The sequence below is a fragment of the Nonomuraea sp. NPDC004580 genome, assembly GCF_040609855.1.
In the GTDB taxonomy this organism is placed as follows: domain Bacteria; phylum Actinomycetota; class Actinomycetes; order Streptosporangiales; family Streptosporangiaceae; genus Nonomuraea; species Nonomuraea salmonea.
Genome location: NZ_JBEXLH010000089.1, coordinates 15,436 through 29,915, shown reverse-complemented (window position 1 = coordinate 29,915; position 14,480 = coordinate 15,436). Strand labels below are relative to the sequence as shown.

Below are 14,480 nucleotides of genomic sequence, written 5' to 3'. Positions count from 1 at the left end.
CTCGACGCGGCGGGGTGCAACGTGCCCGGCGATCGGGTGCTCGGCGCGATGGCCGCCCACCTGGCGCTGGAACGCGAGCGCGGCGGGTACGGCGCCGTACCCGACCTCACCGAGCCGCGGCGGGCGCTGGCCGCGCTGGTGGGGGCGGGGCCGCGGGACGTGGCGTTCCTGGAGAGCGGCACGGCGGCTATGGCGGCCCTGCTCGGCGGCTGGCGGCTCGGCCCGGGCGCCCGGGTGGGGCGGGCCCGCACCGAGTACGGGAGCACGCTCATGCTCCTGCACCGCCTCGCCGAACGGAACGGCTGGCGGCTGGTCGACCTGCCGGTCGGCGGCGACAGCAGGATCGACCCCGACGGGCTCAGGGCGGCGCTGGCGGCCGGGCTCGACCTGGTCGTCGTCTCCCACATCGCCTCCCACCGGGGCGTCGTGCAGCCGGTGGCCGAGCTGGGCGCGCTGTGCCGGGCCTCCGGGGTGCCGCTGGTGCTGGACGTCTGCCAGTCGCTCGGCCACGTGGACGTCCTGGGCGCCGGGGCCGCCGCGTACGTGGGGACGTCCAGGAAGTGGCTGGCGGGCCCGCGCGGCGTCGGCTTCCTCATCGCCCCCGGCCTGACCCCCGCCATGGACGCCCCCGCCCCCACCCTCAGCGGCCACACCTGGGACGACCCCGCCGAGGACCCGCGGCCCGTGCCGGGCGCCGCCCGCTACGAGAGCTCGGAGGGCGTCATCGCGGCCCGCGCCGGGCTCGGCGCCGCCGTCTCCGAACACCACGAGCTCGGCCCCGCAGCCGTCCACGAGCACCTGGCGGGACTGGGCCGCACGGCCCGCGAGCTCCTGGACGGCGCCGGCGGCTGGCGCGTCGCAGAACCCCTGGACGAGCCGTCCGCCCTGATCACCCTCCGCCCGCCACCCCACGACACGGTGGAAGGGGCCGCCGCCCGCGCCGCCGCCGCGTCCCTCCTGGTAGGCACGGTTCCCGCCGCCCGCGCTCCGCTGGACCTCCAGGGGCCGCTCCTCCGCGTCTCCCCACCGCCGGGCACCTCGCTGGAGCCCCTGGAGTCTCTCGCCAAGGTCCTCACGGGGCGGCGGGGGTGAGGAGGCGGTTCACGGCGGCGGTGACGCGGCGGGTGAAGGGGGAGGCGCTCGCCGGGCCGTGGAAGGGCTCCGTCGCGCCCTCCGTGACCGCCTCGATCGTCGCCAGGTCGGCCCCGGGGTGGCAGAGCACGTCCGGGCCTGGGAGGCCCGCGAGCAGGAACTCGCCCTGGTCGGCCGGCGCCTCGGCCGGGTGGGCGGCGCGGCGGACGAAGCGGGGACGGTCGGCCTCGTCCAGCCGGTAGACGCCGGGGCCGCGGCCGGCCGTCACCCGTACCGGGATCTCGCCGGTCACCCGCAGCCGGATCGTGAACGGCCCGCCCGGCCGGGTCGCGCGCAGCAGGCTGAGCTGGTTGAACTCCTGCGGATCGGGCAGCCAGGTGACCCGCCCGCCGAGCAGCACGGTCAGGTGCGCGGCGGCGAACGGAGGCACGCCCATCGCCTGCTGGTTCGCCGCCGACACCTCGGTGGCCGCGTCGTACCGCCACCTGATCGCCGACAGGCGGACCCGCTCGGCCGGGGTCAGCAGCGCGCGCACGGTGAACAGGCCGGTCACGCCGTAGCGGCGCCAGCCCCACACCGCGAGGCGTTCCGCGCACTCCATGAGCAGCGCCGCCGCCGGCAGCGGCCAGGGGCGCGACCAGTCATGGCCGGCGCCGTCCAGCGGGCCCGCGCCCGCCTCGGGGACGCCGGTGGCGGCGTGCGCGGGGCGGTCCACGTACACGGAGACGCCGCCCGCGCCGTCCGGCACGCTGAGCGCGGTGACCGCGCAGGGCAGGCCGTCCACGTACGCCGCCACCCGGTACGGCCCCAGCAGCCGCGCCGCGCGCCCCATGTCGTCCTCGCCCGACACGACGACCGTGCCGCGCCCGCCGCCCGCCCCGCCCGCCTGCACCACGACCCGCTCGGTGCCGACCGCCCGCCGCAGCTCGGCCAGGCCGGGCAGCCGCTCGACCGGCACGCTCCTGATCCGCGCCGCCGGCGGCACCCCGGCCGCGCGCAGCAGGTCGTCGAAGAGGTGCCGGGCCTCGATGGTGGCCCTGACGCCCGGGTCGACGGCCGCGATCGTGCCGCCGTGCGCCAGCTCCTGCAGCTGGGCGCCGGCGATGCAGGTGGCGACGACCGGCGGCCGGTCCAGCTTGACGAGCTGCCTGGCCGCGTCGTGGCGGACCCGGCGCAGCCAGCCGTGCCGCTCGGCCACCGACCGCACCCCGGTACGCTCCTCGGCCGACACCGTCACGCCGGGCAGCGCCGGGTCCCACGCCGCGTAGCAGCCGACGGCCAGCGCCGGCCGCAACGCCTCCACGGGCGCGGGGCCGGTGTAGCCGGTGCGGAGCACGGTGCCGTACCGGTCGATCGCGACCAGCGGCCGGCCGTCGAGCGCCGCCAGCAGCTCGGCATGCGCCACCTCGAACGCCGCGTCCTTGGACGCCGCGTCCTTGGACGCCGCGCCCTCGTATGCGTCCTCGCATGCCGTCCCCTCCATGTGCCGCCTCCTCCCGCTCGCCGGCCGGTCGTGGCAGAACGTCACCGTCCGCACTATTGACGGTGCTTTGCGTGGAGCGGAGAGTCGAGGGCACGGCGATGTGAAGCGATGTGAAGATGCGATGCCGCCACGACGCACCCGCCCCGTCGCGAACCGGGCGCTCGCCACGCTCATCGAGCAGGCCGGCTGGACGCACGCCGCCACCGCGCGGCAGATCAACGCGGTCGCCGCGGAGAGCGGGGAGCGGATCCACTACGACCGTTCCGCGGTGGGGCACTGGCTGACCGGTACGGTGCCGCGGCCCGAGGCCGTGCACGCGGCGGTCGAGGCCTTCCGGCGCCGCCTCGACCGGCCCGACCTGCGCCCCGCGCACCTCGGCTGGCCGGACCCCGGCGGGTCGCCGCCGCCCGACGACCCGTGGCGCGGCGACCCGGTCGCCCGGCTCGCGGGGTTGGGGGAGGACGACCTGCTCAACCGCCGTACGGTGCTGACGGCCGGCACGTTCACGCTGGCCGCGCTGTCGGGCCTGGCCGACGGGGGGACCCGGGGGCCGGCCCGGCGCCCCGTGGGCCGGCCTGGCGCGGGCGACGTGGTCCGCATCCGCGCCGTCACCGCGAGCTTCGCCGACCTCGACGACCGGTACGGCGGCGGCCACGCCAGGCAGGCGGTGGCGGCGTACCTGTCGCGCGAGGTCACGCCGCTGCTCGCGAACGCGACAGGGCGCAGCAGGCCGGACCTGTTCACGGCGGCGGCCGAGCTGAGCTACCTGGCGGCGTACATGGCGATGGACGCCGGCGCGAACGCCCTGGCCCAGCGCTACTACATCAGCACCGTGCGGCTCGCCGACGAGGCGGGCGACCTGGTGCTGCGTGCGACGGCGCTGCGCAGCATGGCGGTACAGGCCGCCGAGCTGGGTCATGACGGCGAGGCGCTGGCGCTCGCCGACGCCGCCGCGTCCGTGCTCGGCGGGCGCGGACCCGACCGGACCCTAGCCTGGATCACCGGCATGCGCGCCGAGACGCACGCGGCGGCCGGCACCCGCTGGGACGCGCTCAACCTGCTGCGCAGCACCGAGACGCAGCTCGAACGCGCCGACTCGGCGCCTGAGTCGGAGTGGACGGGCAACTACCGGCGCGAGTCGCTGGAGCACCAGATCGGGCTGACCCTCACCAGGCTCGGCGACCACGCCACCGCCGCCCGCCACTTCGCCGCCTCCATGCGCGCCCGCCGCCCGGTCGAGACCCGCACCCGCGTCCTCATCGGCTTGCGCACCGCGCACGCCTACCTGCGCGCCGGCGACCCGGAGCAGGCCGCCGTCACCGCGCTCCTCCTCCGCGACGACGTCCCGCTGATCTCCTCGGCCCGTGTGGGCGACGAGCTCCGCCGCCTGCGAGCGGGCTGGCAGCGCCACCGGGGCAGCCCGCTGGTCGCCGAGGCGGACCTCGCCATGGCGGGAAGGAGCTGAAAGCGGTCAGGGGTGCACGATCGTGCGGGCCGCCACCAGGTCGCCGCCGGCGAAGCCCTCGACCCTGATGACGTGTGCGGAGGCGACGCCCGGGACCTGCAGCGTCGTCGTCTCCCCTGTCAGGTCCGCCGACACGCTCGGACGGCCGTCCAGGTAGACGTCCGCGCGGTCCACCAGGCGGGTGTCCAGGGCCAGGCCGTCCGCCGTCCGGCGGACGTCGAGGCGGCGCACCGGGCGTGCGGCCAGCAGTTCGCCGGCTCGGGCGAGCAGGTCGGGGTTGTCCTCCATGACGTCCCTGCGGGTCATCATGTGCCGGTGGCCGGGCACCACGCCGAGGTCCTCGACCGGCGTGCCGGCCAGGTCGTGGGTGCGCAGGCTGCGCCGGATCGCCACCCGCATGCCCGCCTCCCCCGGCAGCGTCCTGTACGGGCTGTCCCGCACCGGCGACGGCAGTTCGAGCAGCAGCTTGAGCAGGCTGTGCGTCCAGACGTTGGCGCCGCCCGCGCCCGTGTTGTCGTCGGTGCCGAGGATCTCGCCGATCCGGTGGTCCTGGAAGCCGCCGGCGAAGATGTCGGTCGCCGAGTAGCACAGGGCGTTCGTGATGAGCACGACCGGGCCGTGGTACTGCTGACCGAGCGCGTTCGCGCCGCCAGGAGGCGTGATGGGGAAGCTGCCCGAGTAGACCGCTCCCGTCTCCAGCGCCTGCTCCATCGACGGGAACCAGGGGCCGAGGTCGATCTGGCCGGTCGGGTCCTCGCGGTGCTGGGCGCAGATCCGCATGTTGAGCGCCGTCGTGACGAACTGCGTGGGCTCGGGCACGATGGGGCGCGGCGTGAGCGTCTGCAGCAGGAACTCCGAGGCGTAGATGTGGCCGCCGCCGTTGCCGCGCACGTCCACGATCAGCCCGCTCTGCGGCAGCAGCCCGATGAGGCGGACGAACTCCCGGACGAAGGCGTCGGGGTCGTTGACGTTGAAGCTGAAGACCCTGATGTGGCCGAACGTGCCCGACCGCGTGGTGACGCTCCTGGCCTTGAAGAAGCCTGGCATGGACGTCGGGACCACGCCGTCCCGCTCCGCCGGCGGTTCCGCCGGCAGTCCGGCGAGTTCGGCCCCGCCGAGCGTCTCGTGCGGGGTGACGGCCTCGGGGACGTACAGCGTCTTGAGCGCCCGGCCGATCTCGTCGGCGCCGAGGTCGAGGCCCTGCGCGACGGCGGCCACGCTGAGCCGGTCGGCGTCCACGAACGACGGCTGGTTCTCGGTGACCCGCCAGCTCTCCCGCAGCTCCCTGCTGATCCCGTCGTCCCCGACGTACGTCAGCACCACCCACGTCTCGTCCGGCGGGACGTGCAGGCGCAGCGGCCTGATCGTCATGGACTGCAGGCCGCGCGCGTGCCTGGCCGCCGGGTTGCTTCCGGCGAACCTGGCGGCGTTGACGTCCACGGCCCGGTCGATGGGGACGCCGTTCCAGTGCGTCACCTCCACGCCGGGGCCGAAGCCGGGCGCGGAGTAGCCCTCGACGGTCCTGGTGACGACGTAGTGCCGCTCGCCGCCCTCGTAGTACTCCTCGATGAGGTACGGCAGGTACGCGATCCTGCTCGCGTACGGCTGGGGGAGCACGTAGTTGGTGTGCAGGTCGCGTACCGAGTGGAAGATCTCCGACAGCTCCGCGTGGAAGCGCCACTCCGGCCCCATGGTCGCGGGCGTCTGCCGGCTCAGCCGCAGGGCGAGCAGGCGCAGCCGCTGCACCGGATTCACCGCGTGCATGGCGGCCTTGAGCGGCAGGTGCACGTAGTTCTGCTCGATGAGCAGCAGCGCCTGCTGGACCAGGAGCCTGCGGTCGTCGAGCGTCAGCCCGCCCCGGTCCGCCGCTCGCAGGAAGTCCTGCAGCTGCTGCTTGCCCACTCCGCCCGATGGCTCGCTCATCGTCACACCCGCCCCTGGTCGTCGCCGGATACGGGCACGGTGCCACCGGCGCCCCGGGGCCCGCCACGGGGGCCGGCCCAGGGATGTCCCTAGTGGGCCCCGAGGAGGGGGAGCGCGCCGAAGGTGTGCGCGGCCCACAGGCGGCGCGAGGTCTCCTCCGGGTAGGGCACGACCGCCGGCTCGGCGTCGAAGAGCCGCGTCAGGCGGCTCCCCGGCGCCACGTTGTCACGCACCCACTCCAGCGCGGCCACCTGGTCGAGCAGCCCCCGGTCGGCCGGCGCGCCCACCAGCTGGGCGAACCCCTCGGCGCCCACGCGGTAGGTGAAGGTCACCACGACGACGCCCTCCCCGGCCAGCGTCGCGCCGTCATAGACGGAGTCGGCCGCGTCGCCGCTCCGGTACGCGCCCCCGTAGACGTACACCATCACCGGCAGCCGCGCCCCGAGGTCGGGGGACCACACGTCCACCGTCAGGCAGCTTTCTGTCAGCGATCCGTCGCGCCGTGCTGCGGCGGTGGCGGGCCGAACACCGCGCAGTCGCGGACGCCGTCCCACGCCTCAGGGCGTACGGGGGCGGCGAAGCGCAGGTCACCGAGGGGCGGCCGGGCGCAAGGGATGCCACGGAAGGCGGCCACCCCGTTCTCGCGGCGGCCCCGCACGCGACCGGTCGTGATCGTGGCCTTCGGCTCCGTCAATGTCGCCTCCAAGATTCCCGCCGTTCGCCGACAGGATCTGACCGCTCGTCGTAAAGGTCGTACAACCTTTAAATACTGCATACCGTATGTGGTAGCCGTGATGCGTGGCAGACAGTACGAGGTCCACGAGTCCCCAAGCCTTCCTCAGTCGTTCCCGTATTGTGGCGGCGCCCACCTGGAGCCGTTGGCTCGTGCCGCCCGCTGCGCTCTCCGTGCACCTCGCCATCGGCCAGGCGTACGCGTGGAGCGTCTTCAAACCCCCGCTGGAGTCGGCGCTCGGCCTGTCGGGCACCCAGAGCGCGCTGCCCTTCCAGCTCGGCATCGTCATGCTCGGCCTGTCGGCCGCCTTCGGCGGCACGCTCGTCGAGCGCAACGGCCCCCGCTGGGCCATGTTCGTCTCGATGACCTGCTTCTCCTCAGGGTTCCTGCTGTCGGCACTGGGCGTGCTCACCCGGCAGTACTGGCTGGTCGTGCTGGGCTACGGCTTCGTCGGCGGCATCGGGCTCGGCATCGGTTACATCTCCCCGGTCTCCACCCTCATCAAGTGGTTCCCCGACCGGCCCGGCATGGCGACCGGCATCGCGATCATGGGCTTCGGCGGCGGCGCGCTCATCGCCTCGCCCTGGTCGGCGCAGATGCTCTCCTCCTTCGGCACCGGCACGACCGGCATCGCCACGACGTTCCTCGTGCACGGCGTCGTCTACGCCGTGTTCATGTCGATGGGGGTGCTGCTCGTCCGCGTCCCGCCGGACGGCTGGACGCCCAAGGGCTGGAAACCGCCCACCACCCGGCTCAGGCCGCTCATCACCACCGCCGACGTCTCCGCCCGCAACGCCATCCGCACCCCGCAGTTCTATTTCCTGTGGGTCGTGCTGTGCTGCAACGTCACGGCCGGCATCGGCATCCTGGAGAAGGCCGCCCCGATGATCACGGACTTCTTCGCCGGCACCACGGCCGCCGTCGCGGCGGGCGCCGCCGCCGGGTTCGTCGCGCTGCTGTCGCTGGCGAACATGGCCGGCCGCTTCGTCTGGTCCTCCACCTCCGACCTCATCGGGCGCAAGAACATGTACCGGGTCTACCTGGGCGTCGGCGCGCTGCTCTACCTCGCCATCGCCTTGGCGGGCGACGCGTCCAAGCCGCTGTTCATCCTCTGCGCGCTCGGCGTCCTGTCCTTCTACGGCGGCGGCTTCGCCACCGTGCCCGCGTACCTGAAGGACCTGTTCGGCACGTACGAGGTCGGCGCCATCCACGGCCGGCTGCTCACCGCCTGGTCCACCGCTGGCGTGCTCGGCCCGCTCATCGTCAACGCCATCGCCGACGCGCAGGAGAACGCCGGGCGCTCCGGCTCCGACCTGTACACCACGTCGCTGTTCATCATGATCGGCCTGCTCGCCATCGGCTTCCTCGCCAACGAGCTGATCAGGCCGGTCCACGAGAGGTTCCACGAACGACCCGCGCAGCCGGTGCAGAAGGGACAGACCGTATGAGCGAGCGGCGTACCTGGCTGATGGCGCTGGCCTGGGTGTGGGTGGGCGTGCCCTTCGCGTACGGGGTGTACGAGCTGCTCCTGAAGCTCACCCAGCTCTTCTCCGGCTGACCGCTCGTCACAGGGCGCGCCGCACCGCCGATGCCACCATCAGGTTCTCCCGAGGGGACCGTCGCCTTCGGGCGGCGCAGCGAGAGGCCGCTCCCTTCAGGAGGCGGAGGAGTCACGAGACGTCACCTCATCAGAGCGGAGTGATCGGGAACACTCCGCCGTAGGATCGGCGCCGGGCCTTGTCCAGGTCCGGCTGCCGGCCGTGATGAGGGCAGGTGTGGAGGGCGTGAGCTGGGGCAACGCAAGGGTGATGGAAGTGGTCACGGTGTCGTCGTGGCGCGAGCTGGACGACGCGATCGGGGAGGCGGGCCGGAGCGAGGGGTGCGGGCCGGCGCACACGTCGCTGGTCTTCCGCGGCCTCGCGCGCAGCACGTACTCGCACATGTCGGGGCTCGCGCGGCTGCGCGGCCATTACGGGCAGGTCGAGTCCCATCTCATACGAAATTTCCGGAAATATGCGCATCGGCAGGCCCCCGGGCCGACCGTCTGGGACTGGCTGGCGCTCGGACAGCACCACGGCCTGCCCACCCGCCTGCTCGACTGGACGTTCTCCCCGCTCGTCGCCCTGCACTTCGCCACCGCGACCTGGCCGGAGGACGACGGCGTGCTGCTGTCCGTCGACTGCGCCGCCGCCCACCGGCTGCTGCCGGACTCGCTGCGGGCCCCGCTCGCGGCCGAGGGCGCGCTGGTGTTCACCACCGAGATGCTCGCCGGGGTCGCCCCCTCGCTCGACCGCTTCGACCGGCTCGGCGACGACGGGCCGTTCCTGGCCTTCTTCGAGCCGCCGTCGCTGGACGAGCGGGTGATCAACCAGTCGTCGGTGCTGTCGGTGCTGTCGGACGTGACGTACCAGCTGGAGGACTGGCTGGCCGACCACCCCGGGCTGGGGCGGCAGTGGGTGATCCCGGCCCCGGTCAAGGCCGAGATCAGGCAGCGGCTCGACCAGGCCAACATCACCGAGCGCGTGCTGCTGCCCGGCCTCGACGGGCTGGCCGACTGGCTGCGGCGCTACTACTCGCCCGGCTCCATCGAGAACGGGCGCGGCGTCCAGGACGACGGCTCCTCGATGGCCGGCCTGGAGAACCGCCACAGCCAGGACGGCCGCATGGGCGGCTGACGGGCGGCTGACGGGCGGCTGACCGGGCCGGCCTGGCGGCCTTCACTGCCCGGTCGGTGCGTCCTGGAGGGTGAAGCGCCGGTCGAGGCCGGTCATCCGCATCAGCCGGCTCACCCTCGGCTGCAGGCCGCTCAGGCGCAGCCGCCCGCCCGCGGCCTCCACCGTGTTCGCCGCCCAGATCAGCGCGTTCAGCCCCGAGGAGTCGCAGAAGTCCACCTCGTGCAGGTCCACGACGACGAGCGGCGGGCGCAGGCACGACATCGCCTCCGCCAGGCCGCTGCGGAACTCCTCCATGGACGACAGGTCCAGGTCCCCGCAGGGACACAGGACGGCGGCGTCATCACGTTGCGTGACCACCCAGGAGAAGCCGGCACGGTCGATGCTGCCCATTCCACCCCTCCGCATCCCTACGGTTCGCCCCTCTTATCTTTGCATGGTGCAATCGCCCGCTAGGGGTTTCGCGGTGATCGCCTACAACACGGTGACGTGAACGACGCGGGAACCGTGGACGACCGTGGCCGTGCGTCGCGGGCTGTTGACGGGACCCGCGTGGGCTGGCAGTGTCCTCGGCGTGGGGCGGGATCGGCTCGACGGCGGCAACGACGGCGGCGCCGTGCGGATCGGCCACACCGTACGCCGTCAAGTACGCCCCTGGACCCCGTCCGTCCACGAGTTGCTGCGGCACCTCGAACGCAAGGGGTTCGCGGGCGCCCCGCGCGTGCTCGGCATCGACGACGAGGGCCGCGAGATCCTCACCTACCTCGAGGGCGAGACCATGGGCGGCGAGGTCGTGTGGCCCTGGTGGACCCGTACGGAGGAGTCGCTCGTCCAGGTCGCCGAGTGGACGCGCGCCTACCACGAGGCGGTCGCCGACTTCGTGCCGTCCGCCGGCGCGCGCTGGCGGATGGGCGGCAGGTGGGCGCCCGGCCTGATCATCGCGCACAACGACGCCAGCCCGTTCAACGCCGCCTGGCACGACGGCCGCATCACCGGCTTCTTCGACTGGGACTTCGCCGGCCCCGTCACCGCCGACTCCGACGTGAGCTGGATGGCGCACGGCTGGGTGCCGCTGCACGCCCGCCGTACCGCCGAGCTGGAGGGCTTCACCGACTTCGACGCGCGCCCCCGCAGGCTGCGGCTGTTCCTCGACGCCTACGGCTGGGACGGCAGCACCGACGCGCTCATCAGGGAGCTGCAGTCGCGCATGACCGCCCGCGCGGCCCGCATCCGCCGCTACGGCGCGGCCGGGGAGGGCCTGTACGGGCGGCTGCTGCGCGACGGCGTCGCCGACGACCTCGACCAGGCCGTCCGTGAGCTCGACGACTTCCCCCGCTGAGCACGCGGGACGGCTCACAGCACGTCCTCGACGAGGATCGGCAGGCGGCGGACGCGGCGGCCGGTGGCGTGGAAGACGGCGTTCGCGATGGCGGGGGCGACGCCGACCAGCGCCACCTCGCCGAGGCTCTTGACGCCCATCGGGTTGAGCGCGAAGTCGGGCTCGCCGATGATGTCCACCTCGATCGTGCCGACGTCGGCGTTGACCGGGATCACGTAGTCCGCGAGGTCGCTGTTGACGAAGCCGCCGTAGCGGGGATCGACCTCGCTGTGCTCGTGCAGCGCCGCGCCGATGCCCCACACCACCCCGCCGCGCACCTGGGCGTCGGCGGTGACCGGGCTGGCCACCCTGCCGCAGTCGGCCACGCTGACCACCCGGGGCACGCGGATGCGCCGCGTCACCGGCTCCACCCTGACCTCGGCGAAGTGGGCGATGAAGCTGAAGGAGACGAAGCCGGGGTATTCGGGGCCGGTCGGCGCGGCGAGACCGGTGCGCATGCGGTCGGCCATCTCCGGCGGCTGGCCGGGCGCCTGGGTGACGGCCTCGGTCACCACGTCGTCCCCGCCCGCCTGCTTGACCGACGCCGCCACGTCCACCGGCCCGTCGGGGGCGGCGCCGAGCCGTTCGCGCAGCCGGAGCAGCGCGGCGTGCACGGCCGGCATCGTGCTGTTGGTGCCCCAGGCGCCCGGGGTGAGGTGGTGCGGCACGCGGGCGGTGTCGCCGACCGCGACGGCGACGGAGTCGGGCGCGATGCCGAGGTCGCCGGCCACGGCGGCGACGAGGGCGGTCGTGATGCCCTGCCCCATCTCGTGGCCGCCCACTTCGAGCAGCACCCGGCCGTCGGCGTCGGCGGTGAGCCTGGCCTGGATCGGGACGGTCTTCGACGGGTACGCGCCCACCGCGACGCCCCAGCCCACCAGCGTCCCGTCGGCCTCCTGCATCGAGCACGGGTCGGGGCGGCGCTGCGCCCAGCCGAACAGCTCGGCGCCGCGCCGCAGGCAGTCCGCCAGGTGCCGGGAGGAGAACGGCTTGCCGGTCACCGGGTCCGTGCGCGCGTCGTTGGCCAGGCGCAGCTCGACCGGGTCACGGCCGGTGGCGACGGCCAGCTCGTCGATGGCCGACTCCAGCGCGAACGCCGCCGGGTGCTCGAACGGGGCCCGCATGAAGCCGGGCGACTGCGTGTCGGTCCTGACGTGGCGCTGCCGGCCGCGGAAGTTCCTGATGTCGTACAGGCGGGAGGTCAGCTCCGTGTACGTGGCAGGCAGCAGGTCGTGCCGGGAGTCCTGCTGGTCCACCTCGTGGATCGCGGCCAGCAGCCGGCCCGATCGGTCGGCGCCCAGCCGTACCCGGTGCCTGCTCAGCGGGCGGAAGCTCGCCGCGTGGAAGGTGTGGGCGCGCGGCAGCACCAGCTTGACCGGCCTGCCCAGCCGCCGGGCGGCCACGGCCAGCGGCGCGAGGTGCGGCTGCAGCGCGTTCTTCTGGCCGAACGCGCCCCCCACGTACGGCGAGATCACCCGCACCTGCGCGGGGTCGATGCCGAGCTGCCTGGCCAGGCCGCCGCGCAGCGCGCCGACGGTCTGCGTGCCCTCGTGCACCATCACCGTGTCGCCGTGCCACTCGACCACGCCGCCGATCAGCTCCATCGGCACCTGGTGCTGCGGCCCCGTCTCGTACGTCTCGTCGATGCGCAGCGGGCTGCGCTCGTACTCGCCGTCGGCGTCGCCGGCCACCACGTCGGCCAGCGCCGCCTCCTGGGTCTCGGTGCCGGCCGCGCCCAGCTCCACCGCGATCGGCTCCTCGTCGTACTCGGCCCGCACGAGCGCGGCCGCCTCCGTCGCGGCGACCAGGGTGTCGGCCACGACCAGCGCGATCGGCTGGCCCCGGTAGGCGATCCGGTCGTCCAGCAGCGGCTGCAGGCTCTGGAAGGCGTAGCCGCCGCGCATGAGCGAGCCGGCCGGGACGATGCCGAGGTCGTCGAGGTGCGACAGGACGAGCAGCACGCCGGGCACGGCGGTGGCCTGGGTGGTGTCGAGGCGCGTGATGCGGCCCTTGCCGGCGGTCGCCACCACGGGCATCGCGTACGCGCAGCCCCCCGGTGTGCGGTCGGCGCCGAAACGGGCGGTCCCGGTGACCTTCTCCCGCGCGCCGACGCGGGGGATCGCGAAGTCCGTCATCGTACGGCCCGCTCCCCGGCGATCCGCAGCGCCTCGGCCACGGTGCGGACGCCCAGCTCGACCCGGAAACCGTTGTGCGCGCCAGGACGGGCCCCGGCGAACGCGGCCTCGCCCGCCCGGCGCGCGGACCGCTCGTCCAGCACCGCCCGGGTCAGCTCCCGCTCGGCGTCCGGGCAGCGCCACGGCCTGGTGGCGACCCCGCCCACCGCGATGCGGCACTCCGCCACGCTCCCGTCACCGTCGAAGCGCACCGCGGCGGCGGCCGAGACCAGCGCGAACGCGTACGATTCCCGGTCCCTGACCTTGTGGTACGTCGATCCGCGCCCGACCGGCGTGACCGGCACGCGGATGCGGGTGATGATCTCGCCGGCGGCCAGCGTGTGCTCCCTGGCGGGCGTGTCGCCGGGTTCGACGTGCAGCTCGGCCAGCGGGATCGTCCGCGTGCCGCCCGGGCCCGCCACGTCCACCACGGCGTCGAACGCGATCAGCGCGACCGCCCAGTCACCCGGGTACGTCGCGACGCACGCCTCGCTGCCGCCGAGCAGCGCGTGCCCCCTGTCCAGCCCGCCGATCGCGGCGCAGCCGCTGCCCGGCTCCCGCTTGTTGCAGGCGAACGGCGGGCCGCCCCTGAAGTAGCCGCAGCGGGTGCGCTGCAGCAGGTTGCCGCCCACCGTCGCCATGTTGCGCAGCTGCTGGGAGGCGGCCTTGGCCAGCGACTCGGCCAGCGCGGGGTAGTCGCGCAGCAGCACCGGGTCCTCGGCCACGTCGGCCATCAGCGCGCCCGCGCCGAACGACAGCTCGGCCGGGCCCGCCGTGTCGATGCCCGCCAGCTCGCGCAGCGCGCGCACGTCCACGACGCTGTGCGGGGTCTCGATGTCCAGCTTCATCAGGTCGTACAGGGTGGTGCCGCCGGCCAGCACCCGCGCGCCGGGCCCGGCCGCCACCAGGGCGCTGACGGCCTCGTCGAGGGTGGCGGGGGCGGTGTAGGCGAAGGGGCGCACGGCTCACTCCTCCCGGAGCGCCGCGGTCTGGCGTACGGCGGCGAGTATGCCCGTGTACGCGCCGCACCTGCACAGATTGCCGCTCATGTACTCGCGGATCTGGTCGTCGTCGCCCGTGTGCCCCTCGGCGATGCAGGCCAGGCCGGACATCACCTGGCCCGGCGTGCAGTAGCCGCACTGCAGCGCGTCGTTGTCCACGAACGCCTCCTGCAAGGGATGCAGCCCGCCCACGCCCGACACGCCCTCGATCGTGGTGACCGACCTGCCGTGCACCTGGATGGCCGGGGTCAGGCAGGATACGACCCGCCGGCCGTCCAGGTGGACCGTGCACGCGCCGCACTGGCCGTGGTCGCAGCCCTTCTTGGAGCCGGTGAGAGCCAGCCGCTCGCGCAGCACGTCGAGCAGGGACTCGCGCGGGTCGAGGTCGAGCCGCACGGGCTGGCCGTTCACCGTGAACGCGGTCGGTCCGGTCATAAGCGAAACGCTAACGGGACCCGCCGTGTTCATCCCTCTATGTCGTTATAAGAGCGGGTCAAGATTCCGTCGGGAGGGCTGGTGGTCGCCGTCACCGCCCTGAGCCCATGACCGGCCTTCCGCC

The 14,480-nt window shown here is 74.1% G+C and carries 13 protein-coding genes; 5 read left to right on the top strand and 8 right to left on the bottom strand.

What is annotated here, in order from left to right; translation table 11 throughout:
* Positions 1-1,092: aminotransferase class V-fold PLP-dependent enzyme (locus ABZW11_RS43340; protein WP_355431387.1), on the top strand; the 1,092-nt coding region annotated here is incomplete at its 5' end.
* Here the strand turns inward: ABZW11_RS43340 and ABZW11_RS43335 are convergent.
* A complete protein-coding gene (locus ABZW11_RS43335; RefSeq protein ID WP_355431384.1) occupies positions 1,073-2,575 on the bottom strand; it encodes a hypothetical protein in 1,503 nt (500 codons plus the stop codon). The two genes, ABZW11_RS43340 and ABZW11_RS43335, sit on opposite strands and share 20 nt — an antisense overlap.
* A 121-nt stretch (positions 2,576-2,696) precedes the next feature.
* Here ABZW11_RS43335 and ABZW11_RS43330 point away from each other — a divergent pair, with 121 nt between their 5' ends.
* Positions 2,697-4,040 (top strand): hypothetical protein, encoded by a 1,344-nt coding sequence (locus ABZW11_RS43330; RefSeq protein ID WP_355431381.1) that lies wholly within the window; start codon positions 2,697-2,699, stop codon positions 4,038-4,040.
* Positions 4,041-4,046: 6 nt separating this feature from the next.
* On the opposite strand, the gene ABZW11_RS43325 is transcribed toward ABZW11_RS43330, so the two are convergent.
* The 3 genes from ABZW11_RS43325 to ABZW11_RS43315 all read right to left on the bottom strand — a co-directional run bounded on the left by ABZW11_RS43325 (position 4,047) and on the right by ABZW11_RS43315 (position 6,657).
* The gene (locus tag ABZW11_RS43325; protein ID WP_355431378.1) at positions 4,047-5,963 is read right to left on the bottom strand and encodes a S41 family peptidase; all 1,917 of its coding nucleotides are present in this window, start codon (positions 5,961-5,963) and stop codon (positions 4,047-4,049) included.
* An 89-nt stretch (positions 5,964-6,052) separates the two neighbouring features.
* On the bottom strand, positions 6,053-6,430 hold the full coding sequence (locus tag ABZW11_RS43320) for a carboxylesterase family protein (protein ID WP_355431375.1): 378 nt from the start codon (positions 6,428-6,430) through the stop codon (positions 6,053-6,055).
* A 17-nt stretch (positions 6,431-6,447) separates the two neighbouring features.
* Positions 6,448-6,657: a carboxylesterase family protein gene (locus ABZW11_RS43315; RefSeq protein ID WP_355431372.1), complete on the bottom strand. Its 210-nt coding sequence runs from the start codon at positions 6,655-6,657 to the stop codon at positions 6,448-6,450.
* Positions 6,658-6,848: 191 nt separating this feature from the next.
* Here ABZW11_RS43315 and ABZW11_RS43310 point away from each other — a divergent pair, with 191 nt between their 5' ends.
* Both ABZW11_RS43310 and ABZW11_RS43305 read left to right on the top strand, forming a co-directional pair.
* Positions 6,849-8,144 carry an OFA family MFS transporter gene (locus ABZW11_RS43310; RefSeq protein WP_355431368.1) on the top strand — a complete coding sequence of 432 codons (1,296 nt, stop codon included), beginning with the start codon at positions 6,849-6,851 and terminating at the stop codon, positions 8,142-8,144.
* A gap of 360 nt (positions 8,145-8,504) precedes the next feature.
* Positions 8,505-9,371 carry an FRG domain-containing protein gene (locus ABZW11_RS43305; RefSeq protein ID WP_355431365.1) on the top strand — a complete coding sequence of 289 codons (867 nt, stop codon included), beginning with the start codon at positions 8,505-8,507 and terminating at the stop codon, positions 9,369-9,371.
* A gap of 42 nt (positions 9,372-9,413) precedes the next feature.
* Here ABZW11_RS43305 and ABZW11_RS43300 read toward each other — a convergent pair whose 3' ends face one another.
* Positions 9,414-9,761 (bottom strand): STAS domain-containing protein, encoded by a 348-nt coding sequence (locus tag ABZW11_RS43300; RefSeq protein WP_345400193.1) that lies wholly within the window; start codon positions 9,759-9,761, stop codon positions 9,414-9,416.
* 181 nt (positions 9,762-9,942) lie between these two features.
* On the opposite strand from ABZW11_RS43300, the gene ABZW11_RS43295 reads away from it, so the two are divergent.
* Positions 9,943-10,707, top strand: a complete 765-nt coding sequence (locus ABZW11_RS43295) for a phosphotransferase (protein WP_355431362.1) — start codon at positions 9,943-9,945, stop codon at positions 10,705-10,707.
* Positions 10,708-10,721: 14 nt separating this feature from the next.
* Here ABZW11_RS43295 and ABZW11_RS43290 read toward each other — a convergent pair whose 3' ends face one another.
* The 3 genes from ABZW11_RS43290 to ABZW11_RS43280 are packed head-to-tail and all read right to left on the bottom strand — an operon-like array spanning position 10,722 to position 14,356.
* Positions 10,722-12,881: a xanthine dehydrogenase family protein molybdopterin-binding subunit gene (locus tag ABZW11_RS43290; RefSeq protein WP_355431359.1), complete on the bottom strand. Its 2,160-nt coding sequence runs from the start codon at positions 12,879-12,881 to the stop codon at positions 10,722-10,724.
* On the bottom strand, positions 12,878-13,882 hold the full coding sequence (locus ABZW11_RS43285; RefSeq protein WP_355431357.1) for a xanthine dehydrogenase family protein subunit M: 1,005 nt from the start codon (positions 13,880-13,882) through the stop codon (positions 12,878-12,880). The genes ABZW11_RS43290 and ABZW11_RS43285 overlap by 4 nt, the downstream gene beginning before the upstream one ends.
* A 3-nt stretch (positions 13,883-13,885) precedes the next feature.
* Complete coding sequence (locus ABZW11_RS43280) at positions 13,886-14,356, bottom strand: (2Fe-2S)-binding protein (RefSeq protein ID WP_355431355.1); 471 nt, start codon at positions 14,354-14,356, stop codon at positions 13,886-13,888.
* Positions 14,357-14,480: the final 124 nt, after the last annotated feature.

Bases quoted from the DNA above. Each gene is read 5' to 3' on its own strand.
- ABZW11_RS43335 (WP_355431384.1), bottom strand. From the start codon at position 2,575: ATGGAGGGGACGGCATGCGAGGACGCATACGAGGGCGCGGCGTCCAAG.
- ABZW11_RS43330 (WP_355431381.1), top strand. From the start codon at position 2,697: ATGCCGCCACGACGCACCCGCCCCGTCGCGAACCGGGCGCTCGCCACG.
- ABZW11_RS43325 (WP_355431378.1), bottom strand. From the start codon at position 5,963: ATGAGCGAGCCATCGGGCGGAGTGGGCAAGCAGCAGCTGCAGGACTTC.
- ABZW11_RS43305 (WP_355431365.1), top strand. From the start codon at position 8,505: ATGGAAGTGGTCACGGTGTCGTCGTGGCGCGAGCTGGACGACGCGATC.
- ABZW11_RS43300 (WP_345400193.1), bottom strand. From the start codon at position 9,761: ATGGGCAGCATCGACCGTGCCGGCTTCTCCTGGGTGGTCACGCAACGT.
- ABZW11_RS43290 (WP_355431359.1), bottom strand. From the start codon at position 12,881: ATGACGGACTTCGCGATCCCCCGCGTCGGCGCGCGGGAGAAGGTCACC.
- ABZW11_RS43280 (WP_355431355.1), bottom strand. From the start codon at position 14,356: ATGACCGGACCGACCGCGTTCACGGTGAACGGCCAGCCCGTGCGGCTC.